General features: G+C 65.8%; 13 protein-coding genes, 2 tRNA genes and 1 pseudogene. 14 read left to right on the top strand and 2 right to left on the bottom strand.

Annotated elements, in window-relative coordinates:
- The first annotated feature begins 22 nt into the window (after positions 1-22).
- The 9 genes and pseudogenes from hfq (at position 23) to ACIGKL_RS10580 (ending at position 8,685) form a co-directional block, all read left to right on the top strand.
- Entirely contained in the window at positions 23-283 is a 261-nt protein-coding gene (hfq, locus tag ACIGKL_RS10620; RefSeq protein WP_021442389.1) for an RNA chaperone Hfq, read from the top strand.
- 13 nt (positions 284-296) lie between these two features.
- Positions 297-1,598: a ribosome rescue GTPase HflX gene (gene hflX / locus ACIGKL_RS10615; protein WP_397486600.1), complete on the top strand. Its 1,302-nt coding sequence runs from the start codon at positions 297-299 to the stop codon at positions 1,596-1,598.
- 97 nt (positions 1,599-1,695) lie between these two features.
- Positions 1,696-2,853, top strand: a complete 1,158-nt coding sequence (hflK, locus tag ACIGKL_RS10610) for an FtsH protease activity modulator HflK (RefSeq protein ID WP_397486599.1) — start codon at positions 1,696-1,698, stop codon at positions 2,851-2,853.
- The gene (hflC, locus tag ACIGKL_RS10605; protein ID WP_021442386.1) at positions 2,853-3,722 is read left to right on the top strand and encodes a protease modulator HflC; all 870 of its coding nucleotides are present in this window, start codon (positions 2,853-2,855) and stop codon (positions 3,720-3,722) included. Before hflK ends, hflC begins: the two co-directional genes overlap by 1 nt.
- A gap of 119 nt (positions 3,723-3,841) precedes the next feature.
- Complete coding sequence (locus ACIGKL_RS10600; protein WP_021442385.1) at positions 3,842-4,027, top strand: DUF2065 family protein; 186 nt, start codon at positions 3,842-3,844, stop codon at positions 4,025-4,027.
- Positions 4,028-4,064: 37 nt separating this feature from the next.
- On the top strand, positions 4,065-5,252 hold the full coding sequence (locus ACIGKL_RS10595) for an ATP phosphoribosyltransferase regulatory subunit (protein ID WP_397486598.1): 1,188 nt from the start codon (positions 4,065-4,067) through the stop codon (positions 5,250-5,252).
- A gap of 57 nt (positions 5,253-5,309) precedes the next feature.
- Positions 5,310-6,605, top strand: a complete 1,296-nt coding sequence (locus ACIGKL_RS10590) for an adenylosuccinate synthase (RefSeq protein WP_397486597.1) — start codon at positions 5,310-5,312, stop codon at positions 6,603-6,605.
- A gap of 163 nt (positions 6,606-6,768) precedes the next feature.
- Positions 6,769-7,779 (top strand): annotated as a pseudogene (locus ACIGKL_RS10585) (methyl-accepting chemotaxis protein); the annotation flags it as partial.
- 21 nt (positions 7,780-7,800) lie between these two features.
- Positions 7,801-8,685 (top strand): methyl-accepting chemotaxis protein, encoded by an 885-nt coding sequence (locus ACIGKL_RS10580; protein ID WP_397486858.1) that lies wholly within the window; start codon positions 7,801-7,803, stop codon positions 8,683-8,685.
- A 181-nt stretch (positions 8,686-8,866) separates the two neighbouring features.
- On the opposite strand, the gene ACIGKL_RS10575 is transcribed toward ACIGKL_RS10580, so the two are convergent.
- Positions 8,867-8,953, bottom strand: a tRNA-Leu gene (locus ACIGKL_RS10575).
- Between the two features lie 84 nt (positions 8,954-9,037).
- A tRNA-Leu gene (locus tag ACIGKL_RS10570) sits at positions 9,038-9,124 on the bottom strand.
- A gap of 207 nt (positions 9,125-9,331) precedes the next feature.
- Here ACIGKL_RS10570 and rnr point away from each other — a divergent pair.
- The 5 genes from rnr (at position 9,332) to ACIGKL_RS10545 (ending at position 14,508) form a co-directional block, all read left to right on the top strand.
- Positions 9,332-11,842, top strand: coding sequence for a ribonuclease R (rnr, locus tag ACIGKL_RS10565; protein ID WP_397486596.1), 2,511 nt, complete (start codon positions 9,332-9,334; stop codon positions 11,840-11,842).
- Positions 11,839-12,588: a 23S rRNA (guanosine(2251)-2'-O)-methyltransferase RlmB gene (gene rlmB / locus ACIGKL_RS10560; protein WP_397486595.1), complete on the top strand. Its 750-nt coding sequence runs from the start codon at positions 11,839-11,841 to the stop codon at positions 12,586-12,588. Before rnr ends, rlmB begins: the two co-directional genes overlap by 4 nt.
- Before the next feature lie 308 nt (positions 12,589-12,896).
- The gene (gene rpsF, locus ACIGKL_RS10555; RefSeq protein ID WP_003246846.1) at positions 12,897-13,319 is read left to right on the top strand and encodes a 30S ribosomal protein S6; all 423 of its coding nucleotides are present in this window, start codon (positions 12,897-12,899) and stop codon (positions 13,317-13,319) included.
- A gap of 28 nt (positions 13,320-13,347) precedes the next feature.
- Positions 13,348-13,578 (top strand): 30S ribosomal protein S18, encoded by a 231-nt coding sequence (gene rpsR, locus ACIGKL_RS10550; RefSeq protein WP_003246847.1) that lies wholly within the window; start codon positions 13,348-13,350, stop codon positions 13,576-13,578.
- A gap of 36 nt (positions 13,579-13,614) precedes the next feature.
- Entirely contained in the window at positions 13,615-14,508 is an 894-nt protein-coding gene (locus ACIGKL_RS10545; protein ID WP_397486594.1) for a hypothetical protein, read from the top strand.
- Positions 14,509-14,520 lie beyond the last annotated feature (12 nt).

The raw sequence follows: 14,520 nt of genomic DNA, 5'->3' as shown, positions 1-14,520 counted from the left end.
ATCCTCGAAAGGAGTGCGGCACATGTCAAAAGGGCATTCGCTACAAGACCCTTACCTGAATACCCTGCGTAAGGAACGCGTCCCTGTTTCCATCTATCTGGTCAATGGCATCAAATTGCAGGGCCAGATCGAATCGTTCGACCAGTTCGTCATCCTGCTGAAGAACACCGTCAGCCAGATGGTCTACAAACATGCCATTTCCACCGTCGTGCCCAGCCGTCCGGTACGCCTGCCCAGTGCCGGCGACTCCGAACAGGCCGAAGCCGAGCCGGGTAACGCCTGACTAGGGGGCTGCATTGTTCTTCGAGCGTCATGAGGGCGGTGAGCGGGCCATCCTGGTTCATCTGGACGGCCAAGACTCCGAGGCGAGCGAAGACCCCCAGGAGTTCCAGGAGCTGGCCATGTCGGCAGGCGCCGACATGGTCGCCTTTTTCAGCGTGCCGAGCAGCCGCCTGACCGCCAAGTACCTGATCGGCAGCGGTAAGGTCGAGGAGCTGCGCGACCAGGTCAAGGCTGAAGAGGCCGATCTGGTCATCTTCAACCACACCCTGACGCCCAGCCAGGAGCGCAACCTCGAGCGCGCCTTCGAATGTCGCGTGCTCGATCGCACCGGCCTGATCCTCGATATCTTCGCCCAGCGCGCGCGCACCCACGAAGGCAAGCTGCAGGTCGAGCTGGCGCAGCTCGACCACATGAGCACGCGCCTGGTGCGCGGCTGGACCCACCTGGAGCGGCAGAAGGGCGGTATCGGTCTGCGTGGGCCGGGGGAAACCCAGCTGGAAACCGACCGCCGCCTGCTGCGGGTGCGCATCCGCCAGATCAAGCAGAAGCTGGAGAAGGTGCGCAGTCAGCGCGAGCAGGCGCGGCGTGGGCGTCGGCGTGCGGATATCCCCTCGGTGTCGCTGGTCGGCTACACCAACGCCGGCAAGTCCACCCTGTTCAACGCGCTGACCGCCTCCGAGGTCTATGCCGCCGATCAGCTGTTCGCCACCCTCGACCCGACCCTGCGCCGGCTCGAGCTGGACGACCTCGGCCCCATAGTGCTGGCCGATACCGTGGGCTTCATTCGCCATCTGCCGCACAAGCTGGTCGAGGCCTTCCGCGCTACGCTCGAGGAATCGAGCAACTCCGACCTGCTGCTGCACGTGATCGACGCCCACGAGCCCGAACGCATGGCGCAGATCGAGCAGGTGCAGGCGGTGCTCAAGGAGATCGGCGCGGACGAGTTGCCGATGCTCGAGGTGTACAACAAGCTGGATTTGTTGGAAGGTGTCGAGCCGCAGATTCAGCGCGATGCCGACGGCAAGCCGCTGCGGGTGTGGTTGTCGGCGCGCGAGGGGCGTGGCCTGGAGTTGTTGCGCCAGGCCGTGGCCGAGTTGCTCGGCGAGGATCTGTTCGTCGGAACCCTGCAGTTGCCGCAGCGCCTGGGGCGTCTGCGTGCGCAGTTCTTCGCCCTCGGGGCGGTGCAGAACGAGGGGCACGACGAGCAGGGGCAGAGTCTGTTGTCGGTGCGTCTGCCGCGGGTCGAGCTCAATCGCCTGGTCAGTCGCGAAGGGCTGGAGCCGCAGGCCTTTATCGAGCAACACACTTTGCAATAAAGCCTGGGGCGGTGGCTTTGCCGCCGCCGTCGGGCATTGGGTAGCATTGGCGGGCGCGCCGTGGGCGCGCCTTCGCTTTATCAGTACGGAGAACGCTATGGCTTGGAATGAGCCGGGTGGCAACTCGAACAATCAAGACCCTTGGGGCGGCCGCAAAGGCGGTGGCCGGCAGGGCCCGCCGGATCTCGACGAAGCGTTCCGCAAGCTGCAAGAAAGCCTCAACGGGCTGTTCGGCGGCGGCAAGAAACGGGGTGACGACGATTCCGGTCGCAGCGGTGGCGGCTTCGGCCTGCTGTTCGTCGGTCTCGGCCTGCTGGCCGTGATCTGGCTGTACAGCGCCATCTACGTGGTCGACGAGCAGGAGCAGGCGGTGGTGCTGCGCTTCGGCAAGTACCACGAAACCGTCGGTCCCGGCCTGAACATCTATTTCCCGCCGATCGACCGCAAGTTCCAGGAGAACGTCACCCGCGAGCGTGCCTACAGCAAGCAGGGGGCGATGCTCACCGAGGACGAGAACATCATCGAAGTGCCGCTGACCGTGCAGTACCGCATCAGCAACCTGCAGGACTTCGTGCTCAACGTCGACCAGCCGGAAGTCAGCCTGCAGCACGCCACCGACAGCGCCGTGCGCCACGTGGTGGGCTCCACCGAGATGGACCAGGTGCTGACCGAGGGCCGCGAGCTGATGGCCAGCGAGGTGCGCGAGCGCCTGCAGCGCTTCCTCGACAACTACCGCACCGGCATCACCATCACCCAGGTGAACATCCAGAGCGCCGCCGCGCCGCGCGAAGTGCAGGAAGCCTTCGACGACGTGATCCGGGCCCGCGAAGACGAGCAGCGCGAGAAGAACCAGGCCGAATCCTACGCCAACGGGGTGATCCCGGAAGCGCGCGGTCAGGCCCAGCGCATGCTGGAAGAAGCCAACGCCTACCGCGACGAAGTGATCGCGCGCGCTCAGGGTGAGGCGGACCGCTTCAGCAAGCTGGTCGCCGAGTACCGCAAGGCGCCCGAGGTCACCCGCGAGCGTCTGTACCTGGACACCATGCAGGAGCTGATGAGCAACACCAGCAAGGTGCTGGTCACCGGTGAGCAGGGACAGAACAACCTGCTCTACCTGCCGCTGGACAAGATGATCGACAGCCGCAGCGGCGCTGCGCCAAGCAGCATCAGTGGCGCTGGCAGCGTCGGCGGTTCGACCGGCGCGTCGAACATTCAGGTCTCGCCGCGCAATGATCGTTCTAGGGAGAGTCGTTGATGAGCAACAAGTCCCTGATCGGCCTGATTGCGGCCGTGGTTCTGGCCCTGGTGGCGTGGAACAGCTTCTACATCGTGGCGCAGACCGAACGTGCGGTGCTGTTGCAGTTCGGCCGCGTGGTGCAGCCGGACGTGCAGCCCGGCCTGCATGTGAAGATCCCCTATGTGAACCAGGTGCGCATCTTCGACGGTCGTCTGCTGACCCTGGATTCGACTTCCTCGCGCTTCCTGACCCTGGAGAAGAAGGCGCTGATGGTCGATGCCTACGCCAAGTGGCGGGTGAAGGACGCCGAGCGCTTCTATCAGTCCACCTCGGGTATCAAGCAGGTGGCCGACGAGCGTCTGGCGCGTCGTCTGGAAGCTTCGCTGCGTGACCAGTTCGGTAAGCGCACCCTGCACGAATCGGTGTCCGGCGAGCGCGATGCGCTGATGGCCGACGTCACTGCGACCCTCAACCGCGCCGCCGAGCGCGAGCTGGGCATCGAGGTGGTGGACGTGCGGGTCAAGGCCATCGACCTGCCGCGCGAGGTCAACCGCAGCGTGTTCGAGCGGATGAGCACCGAGCGTGAGCGCGAGGCGCGCGAACACCGCGCCAAGGGTCGCGAGCTGGCCGAGGGCATCCGTGCCGACGCCGACCGTCAGCGCCGCGTGCTGCTGGCCGAAGCCTACCGCGAGGCCGAAGAGCTGCGCGGTGACGGCGACGCCGAGGCAGCCTCCATCTATGCCCGCGCCTATGGCCAGGATCAGGAGTTCTACTCCTTCTACCGCAGCCTGCGTGCCTACCGCGAGAGCTTCGCCGACAAGCGCGACGTGCTGGTGCTCGACCCGGGCAGCGACTTCTTCCGCTATCTGGAGAAGGCTAAGCCCTGAAAGAGCGGCCTCGAGCTGCAGGTGGACGACTTGCAGCTCGAAGCTTGTGGCTTGAAGCTTTTAGCGTGGTATCATGCGGCAGCCGGGAAAATCCCGGCTTTTTTGCGTCTGTGGGAATCATGTGGCAGGAACTCGGCATTGCTCTGTGTCTGATGCTGGTGCTGGAAGGCATCCTGCCCTTCCTCTATCCGCGCCAGTGGCGCGGAGCGGTACTGCAGGCAGCCCGGCTGCCCGACCGCCGACTGCGCCTTATGGGGCTGGCCAGCATGCTGCTGGGTACGGCCCTTCTATATCTGCTTCACTGAAGGCTTGTGCCGCCCGGATCGAGAGGGGAATGGCGAAATGGCAACGGTAGACCGCTGGCTGCTGCCAGATGGCATCGAAGAAGTACTGCCGCCGGAAGCGGCGCGCATCGAAGCAGCCCGCCGTCAGGTGCTGGATCTGTTTCAACGCTGGGGTTACGAGTTCGTCGTCACCCCCCATATCGAGTACCTGGAATCCCTGCTGACCGGCGCCGGTCAGGACCTCGACCTGCGCACCTTCAAGGTCACCGACCCGCTGTCCGGTCGGCAGATGGGCTTTCGTGCCGACATCACCCCGCAGGTGGCGCGCATCGATGCGCACACCCTACGCCGCGAAGGGCCGAACCGGCTGTGCTACGCCGGCAGCGTGGTCCATGCCCAGCCGCGTGCGCTGACCACCTCGCGCAGCCCGATCCAGCTCGGCGCCGAACTCTATGGCGACGCCAGCCCGGCCAGCGATATCGAGGTGATCAGCCTGCTGGTCGAGATGCTCGAACTGGCGGCGGTGCCGGATGTGCACATGGACCTCGGTCACGTCGGCATCTACCGCGGCCTGGCGCGTGCCGCCGAATTGTCCGCCGAGGCCGAGCAGCAGCTGTTCGACGCCCTGCAGCGCAAGGCCATGGACGAGATCGCCGAGCTGACCGCCGGGCTGCCGGCGGGCCTCGGCAGCATGCTGCGTGCCCTGGCCGAGCTGTGCGGCGGTCGCGAGGTGCTGGACCTGGCCCAGGCTGCGCTGGTCGAGGCGCCGGAGGCGGTGCACGCGGCGCTGGACGAGCTGATGGCCATCGCCGACGCCCTGGAGCTGCGTTATCCGGAGTTGCCGCTGTACTTCGACCTCGGCGAGCTGCGCGGCTACAACTACCACACCGGTGTGGTGTTCGCCGCCTTCGTTCCGGGTGTCGGCCAGTCCATCGCCCAGGGCGGGCGCTACGACGACATCGGTGCCGATTTCGGCCGGGCGCGTCCGGCCACCGGCTTTTCCACCGACCTCAAGACCCTGGTCAGTCTCGGCGATATGCGCCTGGACGAGCCGGCCGCCGGCGTCTGGGCGCCGGACAGTCACGATCTCTACCTGTGGCAGGCCGTGCGTCGCCTGCGCAGCGAAGGCCAGCGCGTGGTCCAGGCGCTGCCTGGGCAGAGCGAGGCGGATGCGCGCGAGGCGGGCTGCGATCGCCTGCTGGCGCTGCGTGACGGACGTTGGCAGGTGGCGCCCCTGGCGTCCTGAATTCATTTGCGCCGGCTTGCGGGCCGGCATCGAAGCTTGCGCGAAGAGGACAAGTTTATGGGTAAGAATGTCGTCGTCCTGGGCACCCAGTGGGGTGATGAGGGCAAGGGCAAGATCGTCGATCTGCTCACCGAGCAGGCCGCCGCAGTGGTGCGTTATCAGGGCGGTCACAACGCCGGTCACACCCTGGTGATCGACGGCGAGAAGACCGTGCTGCACCTGATTCCGTCCGGCATCCTGCGCGACGGCGTCGAGTGCCTGATCGGCAACGGCGTGGTGGTGGCGCCCGATGCGCTGCTGCGCGAGATCACCAAGCTGGAAGAGAAGGGCGTACCGGTGCGTCAGCGCCTGCGCATCAGCCCGGCCTGCCCGCTGATCCTGTCCTACCATGTGGCGCTGGATCAGGCGCGCGAGAAGGCCCGCGGCGATGCCAAGATCGGCACCACCGGCCGTGGCATCGGCCCGGCCTACGAAGACAAGGTGGCCCGTCGCGGCCTGCGCGTCGGCGACCTGTTCCACCGCGAGCGCTTCGCCGCCAAGCTGGGCGAGCTGCTGGATTACCACAACTTCCAGCTGGTCAATTTCTACAAAGAGCCGGCCATCGACTTCCAGAAGACCCTGGACGAGTGCATGGAGTACGCCGAGCTGCTCAAGCCGATGATGGCCGACGTCACCGCCGTGCTGCATGACCTGCGCCGCGAAGGCAAGGACATCATGTTCGAAGGCGCGCAGGGCTCGCTGCTGGACATCGACCACGGCACCTATCCCTACGTGACCAGCTCCAACACCACCGCCGGCGGCATCGCCACCGGTTCCGGTTTCGGCCCGCTGTACCTGGATTACATCCTCGGCATCACCAAGGCCTACACCACCCGTGTCGGTTCCGGCCCGTTCCCGACCGAGCTGTTCGATGATGTCGGTGCTTTCCTGGCCAAGCGTGGTCACGAGTTCGGCGCCACCACCGGTCGTGCCCGTCGCTGCGGCTGGTTCGATGCGGTGATCCTGCGTCGCGCCATTGAGATCAACAGCATCTCCGGGCTGTGCCTGACCAAGCTGGACGTGCTCGACGGCCTGCAGACCATCCGCATCTGCACCGGCTACAAGGATGCGGGCGGCCAGGTGCTGGTCGATGCGCCGACCGACGCCGACAGCTACCTCGGCCTGCAGCCGGTCTACGAGGAAATGCCGGGCTGGAGCGAGTCCACCCTGGGCGCCAAGAGCCTGGAAGACCTGCCGGCCGCTGCGCGTGCCTATATCAAGCGCGTGGAAGAGCTGGTCGGTGCGCCGATCGACATCATCTCCACCGGCCCGGATCGCAACGAGACCATCGTCCTGCGTCATCCGTTCGCCTGACCGGGGCGCTGTCGAACCGAAAGAGCCGCCTGCGGGCGGCTTTTTTGTGCCCGGTCAGCCAGCGCGCGGGCATGCGCCTTGCTTGCGCTCAATAAATCGCGGAAGTCGCCGTTATAGCGGTAATGGTCGTTGAGGAGTCCCGCCAGTGTTCGCCATTGTCTCGATGTTGCGCAGCCGCCTGCTGCGCCCGGTGTTCGTCGCCCTCGGCCTGGCCATGTTGGTGCAGGTGGGGCTGGCGGTGTGGCTGATGCGTGCCTCGGTCGACGGCATGGTCGAGGACCTGGCGCAGCGCCTGGGTGGCGAGAGCCGACGTCTGGGCGAGGAGCTGAATGCGGCCGAGCGCGAGATGACCCAGGGGCTCGCGGCGCTGGCGGGCAATACCCGCAGCCGTCTCGGTGAAGGCCTCTCGGCGCAGCTCAAGAGCGAGCAGGCGCAACTGCGCCAGGTGCTCGAAGGCAGCCTCAAGCAGTCCGGCACGGCGTTGGCGCAGTTGCTGGCCGGCGTGGCGCCGAAGGCCATCTGGGACGACGACGTGCCGGCCTTGACCGCGCTGACCCGCATCGCCCAGCAGGACCCGGCGGTGCTCTTCGCGGTGTTCTACGACGCCGACGGCCAGCGCCTGACGCGCAATTTCAACCGCAGCAACACGCTGGTGCGCGAGCTGGTCGCCGCCGGCCAGGGCGACAAGCCGCTGGACAAGCTGGTCGACGCCGCCTCGCGCGATCCGCGGGTGTACCTGCTCGAGGTGGACATCAACCCCATGGGCGCGCGCATCGGCAAGGTGCAGATGGGCATGTCGCTGGCCTTGGTCGAGGCCGAGCTGGCGGCCCTGGACGGGCGCTTCCAGGCGCTGGTCGGTGGTGCCGGCGAGCTGGTCGACAGCAGTCTGGCGGGCGCCGCCGAGGACAGCACGCGGGCGTTGCAGGCACGCCTGCAGGCTGCCGAAGGCTACACCGCGGAGATGGCGCGCAACGGCGGCGAGTCGGTACGCCTGGCCGCCGATGGTCTGCGCTGGAATATCGCCCTGGGGCTGCTGGCGGTCGGCGCGCTGACCTTGCTGGCGGTGGCGCTGGTGCTCGGCTGGCGCGTGCTCAGCCGCCTGCGTCTGCTCAGTGCGGCGCTGAACGACCTGGCGGCGGGAGAGGGCGACCTGACCCGGCGGGTGATCATCGACAGCCGCGACGAGGTGGGCGAGATGGCTGCTGCGGTCAATCGCTTCATCGCCAAGCTGCAGCCCATCGTGCGTGAATCCGGCGAGGTGGCGCTGCGCACCGGCGAGCAGATTCGCAGCCTGACCCAGCGTGGCGTGGCCGCCGAAGCTGCCGCCGGGCGCCAGCGCGACGAGGTCGCCGGCAGCCTGCAGGCGCTGGAGCAGATGGCCGACGAGGCGCAGGCCGAGAGCCAGGCCATGCAGGAGGCGTTGCAGCGGGTGGCCAGTATTCGCCAGGCGGCGCACGACAATGCGGCCATCGCCCAGCGCCTGTCGGTCCTGATCGAAGGCCTGGTGGCGCGGGTGGCGGAGGGTTCGGCGGTGATCGAGCGGCTGGCCAAGCAGAGCGAGCAGGTCGAGGTGGTGCTGACGGTGATCCAGTCCATCGCCGAGCAGACCAACCTGCTCGCGCTCAATGCGGCCATCGAGGCGGCGCGCGCGGGCGAGAGTGGGCGTGGTTTCGCCGTGGTGGCCGACGAGGTGCGCGCGCTGGCGAGCAAGACCCAGCAGTCCACCGGCGATATCCAGGCGCATATCGCCGCTCTGCAGCGCGGTGCGCAGGAGGCGGTGGCGAGCATCGCCCAGGCCGGCGAGCAGGGCCATCAGGGCCTGCAGGTGCTGCGCGACAGCGCGCGCCTGCAGCAGTCGGTGCAGGATTCGGTGGACGAGGTGCACGGTGCGATCAATGCGGCGACCCAGGCGGCGGCGCATCAGGCCGCAGGGGCGGGCGCGGTGCGCGGGCGGGTCGAGACCATCCATGCCGAGGCGCAGCGGGCGGCCGAAGCGGTGGCGGCGATTGCCGGCAACGCGCGGGCGTTGGACGAGCTGGCGGCGCAGCTCAAGGCCAGCCTGGGGCAGTTCAGGGTCTGAAAAGCAGCTTCAAGCGGCAAGCCACAAGCTTCAAGTAAAAGCCAAAAGCGGCGCGGAGGGCTTGCTGGGGTTCGAGTGCCCCGCGCATTGTGTGGCTTGTGGCTTGTGGCTTGTGGCTTGTGGCTTGTGGCTTTATCGCAGGCAATAAAAAACCGAGCCATTGGCTCGGTTCTTTGAAATTTGGTGCCCAGGAGAAGACTCGAACTTCCACGGTGTTGCCACCACTGATACCTGAAACCAGCGCGTCTACCAATTCCGCCACCTGGGCACTGCAGCAATGTTCGTCGTTGCCGACACGGAGCGTTGCATCCGTTTATTTGCGAAGTAGGTTATCAAGCCACTTCACGAAATTTGGTGCCCAGGAGAAGACTCGAACTTCCACGATCTTGCGATCACTGATACCTGAAACCAGCGCGTCTACCAATTCCGCCACCTGGGCACTGAAACCGATGATTCCTCATCTGCTTCGTGTTACAACGTCTGCTCGACGCTGTGGGCGCGAACTATACGGGCGGGCATATGCCTTGTAAACCCCTGGCCCCGAAAAAATTATTGTCGCTGGAAAAGCTGACCCCGAAGGCTTTTTCGCGCTTCAATAGGCATATGGCCCACACATATATACATACGCACAGGTAGCCCCTACTCAATGGCCGATTGGCAATCCCTCGATCCCGAGGCCGCCCGCGAGGCGGAAAAATACGAAAACCCCATCCCCAGTCGTGAGCTGATTCTTTCGCATCTGGCCGAGCGCGGTTCGCCGGCCAGCCGCGAGCAGTTGGTCGAGGAATTCGGTTTGCACACCGATGACCAGCTCGAGGCCCTGCGCCGCCGTCTGCGCGCCATGGAGCGCGATGGCCAGCTGATCTATACCCGCCGCGGCACCTATGCGCCGGTGGACAAGCTCGACTTGATCTGCGGGCGCATCAGCGGTCACCGCGACGGCTTCGGTTTCCTGGTGCCGGACGACGGCAGCGACGACCTGTTCCTCAGCCCGGCGCAGATGCGCCTGGTGTTCGACGGCGACCGCGCCCTGGTGCGGGTGGCCGGCTTCGACCGTCGCGGCCGCCGCGAGGGCGGCATCGTCGAGGTGATCAGTCGCGCCCACGAAAGCATCGTCGGGCGTTACTACGAAGAGAGCGGCATCGGCTTCGTGGTCGCCGACAACCCGAAGATCCAGCAGGAAGTGCTGGTCACCCCGGGGCGCACCGCCGGCGCGCGCATCGGCCAGTTCGTCGAGATCAAGATCACCCATTGGCCGACGCCGCGCTTCCAGCCGCAGGGCGATATCGTCGAGGTGATCGGCAACTACATGGCGCCGGGCATGGAGATCGACGTCGCCCTGCGCAGCTACGACATCCCGCACGTCTGGCCCGAGGCGGTGATCAAGGAAGCGCGCAAGCTCAAGCCCGAGGTGGAGGAGAAGGACAAGGAAAAGCGCATCGACCTGCGCCACCTACCCTTCGTCACCATCGACGGCGAGGACGCCCGCGACTTCGACGACGCGGTCTACTGCGAGAAGAACAGCAGCCGCTGGAAGCTGTTCTCCGGCGGCTGGAAGCTCTACGTGGCGATCGCCGACGTGTCGCACTATGTCAAGGTCGGCTCGGCGCTGGATGTCGAGGCCACCGAGCGCGGCAACTCGGTGTACTTCCCCGAGCGGGTGGTGCCGATGCTGCCGGAGGAGCTGTCCAACGGCCTGTGCTCGCTCAATCCGCACGTCGACCGGCTGGCTATGGTCTGCGAGATGAGCATGTCCAAGAGCGGCCAGTTGGTGGACTACCAGTTCTACGAGGCGGTGATCCACTCCCACGCGCGGCTGACCTACAACAAGGTCAGCCTGATGCTGGAAGATCCCAAGAGCAGCGAGGGCAAGGCCCTGCGCGGCGAGTACAAGGAGATCCTGCCGCACCTCAAGCAGCTCTACGCGCTGTACCAGGTGCTGCTGGCCGCCCGCCACGAGCGTGGCGCCATCGATTTCGAGACCCAGGAAACCCGCATCATCTTCGGCGAAGGGCGCAAGATCGCGGAGATTCGCCCGACCCAGCGCAACGATGCGCACAAGCTGATCGAGGAATGCATGCTGGCGGCCAACGTCGCCACCGCGCAGTTCATGCAGAAGCACGAGATTCCCTCGCTGTACCGGGTGCACGACGGTCCGCCGGAAGAGCGCCTGGAGAAGCTCAAGGCCTTCCTCGGCGAGCTGGGGCTGTCGCTGCAACGCGGCAAGTCCAAGGAGGGGCCGTCGCCCAAGGATTACCAGAAACTGCTGGAGAGCATTCGCGAGCGGCCGGACTTCCACCTGATCCAGACCGTGATGCTGCGTTCGCTGAGCCAGGCGGTGTACAGCGCCGACAATCAGGGCCACTTCGGTCTGAACTACGAGGCCTACACCCACTTCACCTCGCCGATCCGCCGCTATCCGGACCTGCTGGTGCACCGCGCCATCCGCAGCGTGATCCGCTCGAAGGTGGACACCCCGCACGTCAAGCGCGCCGGCGCGGTAGCGATGCCGCGGGCGCGCATCTACCCCTACGACGAGGCGGCGCTGGAGCAGTTGGGCGAGCAGTGTTCGATGACCGAGCGGCGTGCCGACGAGGCCACGCGCGACGTGGTCAACTGGCTCAAGTGCGAGTTCATGAAGGACCGCGTCGGCGAGACCTTCGCCGGGGTGATCACCGCGGTGACCGGTTTCGGCATCTTCGTCGAGCTGCGCGACATCTACGTCGAGGGTTTGGTGCACGTCACCGCGCTGCCGGCCGATTACTACCACTTCGACCCGGTGCACCATCGTCTGTCCGGCGAGCGGAGCGGGCGCAGCTTCCGCTTGGGCGATAGCGTCGAGGTCAAGGTCATGCGCGTCGATCTCGACGAGCGCAAGATCGACTTCGAGCTGTCCCAGGCCGCCGAACGCGAGGCGGTGGGGCGTGCCGGGCGCACGGCCAAGGCGCCGGGCATGGGCAACACCGACGTGCAGAAGAGCCGCGAGGTGAAGAAGGCGCTGCTGGCCGGCGCCAAGGGCGGCAAGGGAGCGAGTGGCAAGGGCGCTGCCGGCAAGTCGCCGAGCAAGCCTGCCGGCGGTTCGCGCAAGAGTTCCGGGCGCGGCGACAGTGCGCCACCTCCTGCCAGCAAGCCGCGCAAGCGTAAGGCCAAGTCATGAGTGAGTTGGAGAAGATCTACGGCGTGCATGCCGTCGAGGCCCTGCTGCGTCATCACCCCAAGCGGGTGAAGCAGGTCTGGCTGGCCGATGGCCGCAGTGATCCGCGTGTGCAGCCGCTGCTGGAACTGGCCGAGCAGGCGCGGGTCAAGGTCGGTCAGTGCGAGCGGCGCGAGATGGATGCCTGGGTCGAAGGCGTGCACCAGGGCGTGGTGGCCGATGTCAGCCCCAGCCAGGTGTGGGGCGAGGCCATGCTCGAGGAACTGCTCGACCGCGCCGAGGGCCCGCCTTTGCTGCTGGTGCTCGATGGCGTCACCGACCCGCACAACCTCGGTGCCTGCCTGCGCACCGCCGATGCCGCCGGCGCGCTGGCGGTGATAGTGCCCAAGGACAAGTCGGCCACCCTCAACGCCACGGTGCGCAAGGTGGCCTGCGGCGCCGCCGAGGTGATCCCGCTGGTGGCGGTGACCAACCTTGCGCGCAGCCTGGAGAAGCTCCAGCAGCGCGGCCTGTGGCTGGTCGGCACCGCTGGCGAGGCGGAGCAGGAACTGTACCAGCACGACCTGACCGGGCCGACCGTGCTGGTCATGGGCGCCGAAGGCAAGGGCATGCGCCGCCTGACCCGCGAGCACTGCGATTATCTGGTCAAGCTGCCCATGGCCGGCAGTGTCAGCAGCCTCAACGTCTCGGTGGCCGCCGGGGTGTGCCTGTTCGAGGCGGTGCGCCAGCGGCGCGGCGGCAAGCGCTAAGCCATAAGCGGCGAGGCGTAGGTTGGGCTGAGCTCCGCGAAGCCCAACGCATACGCAGATTCATGGCCGTCGGGCGGAGCGCTGCGCGCTCCCTGTTGGGCTTCGGCGCTGCGCGCCTCAACCCAACCTACCGCTGTTCAAATAATCGCCAATCCGCCTTGCGCGCGGCAGGGGGCTTCTCTAGAATGTCGCCCCTTGCCGCGACGGCAGGCCTTTTCGCGCCTACCGCCCGGCAAGCTCATCACGAGAAAAACCCACTCCTTGCCTGACCACCTTAGTTGGCAGGCTACAACCCGTAAGGAGCATTTATGCGTCATTACGAAATCATCTTTCTGGTTCACCCGGACCAGAGCGAGCAAGTCGGCGGCATGGTCGAGCGTTACACCAAGCTGATCGAAGAAGACGGCGGCAAGATTCACCGCCTGGAAGACTGGGGCCGTCGTCAGCTGGCTTACGCCATCAACAACGTCCACAAGGCCCACTACGTGATGCTCAACGTAGAGTGCACCGGCAAGGCCCTGGCCGAGCTGGAAGACAACTTCCGCTACAACGACGCCGTGATCCGTAACCTGGTCATCCGCCGCGACGAAGCCGTTACCGGTCAGTCCGAGATGCTCAAGGCCGAAGAAAACCGCAGTGAGCGCCGTGAGCGTCGTGAACGTCCTGAAAACGCCGAGTCCAACGACGGCGATGACAGCGACAGCAACGACAGCGACAACGCTGACGAGTAATCCACGGATCTATTGAGGAGCCAATCACATGGCACGTTTCTTCCGTCGTCGTAAATTCTGCCGTTTCACCGCTGAAGACGTGAAAGAGATCGATTTCAAAGATCTCAACACCCTGAAGGCCTACATCTCGGAAACCGGCAAGATCGTTCCCAGCCGTATCACCGGTACCAAGGCCCGTTATCAGCGTCAGCTGGCCACCGCTATCAAGCGCGCCCGCTTCCTGGCCCTGCTGCCCTACACCGACAGCCACGGCCGCTGAGATCGGATAGTCGACAAAAGTTAAGGAATAGATCGCATGCGCGCCCTGGCTGAATTCATCATGCGCGGCCGTATGCAGGCCACCCTGGTGGTGGTGGGATCGGCAGCGATGCCGCTGTTGTTCTGGTTGAGTGCCGCCGCCGGCAGCCTGGTGCTGCTGCGGCGCGGAGCCAACGATGCCCTGGGCATCCTGGCCTGGGCCATGCTGCCGGCGATTGCCTGGTGGTATTTCGGCGAACCGCGCACCGCTCTGGTGCTGGTCGGTGCGCTGGGGCTGGCGTTGTTGTTGCGCGCCGGCTGGTCCTGGAACCGCATACTGCTGAGCAGTGTGGCGCTGGGCCTGGTGTATGGCCTGGTTCTCGGGGCGGTGTTCCGCGAACCCATAGAGGCCATGGCCGGCGAGCTGCACAAGCTCTTGCCGACCATGCTCGATGGGGTTCACCAACAGATGTCGGTGGACGAACGCGCGCGTCTCGAGGCCTTGATCGCACCGGTGCTGACCGGATTGCTGGCGGCCTTGCTGCAGATCCTCAGCTTGCTGAGCCTGATCCTTGGGCGTTACTGGCAGGCGCTGTTGTACAACCCCGGTGGTTTCGGTCGCGAGTTCCGCGCGCTGAGGCTGCCACTGCCGCAGGCGTTGTTGCTGCTGGCGGGCATGCTGCTCGGTCCCAACCTGGGCCCGCAGTTGGCCATGCTCACGCCGCTGTGCAGCGTGCCGCTGCTGTTCGCCGGGATCGCCCTGGTGCACGGCCTGGTGGAAAAGGGTGGGCTCGGCCGCTTCTGGCTGGTCGGGTTGTACATCACGCTGTTGCTGTTCATGCAGCTGATCTATCCGTTACTGGTGGTCTTGGCCATCGTCGACAGTCTGTTTGATTTTCGCGGTCGCCTGGTGCGCAAGAACGGCCCCGGCTCCGCGAACGGTGAAGGTTAAAAGTTAAGAGGT

It is taken from the genome of Pseudomonas sp. NPDC077186, from assembly GCF_044543505.1.
Taxonomy (GTDB): Bacteria; Pseudomonadota; Gammaproteobacteria; order Pseudomonadales; family Pseudomonadaceae; genus Aquipseudomonas.
The sequence above is the reverse complement of the archived record's forward strand: the minus strand, read 5'-3'. Positions and strand labels throughout refer to the sequence as shown.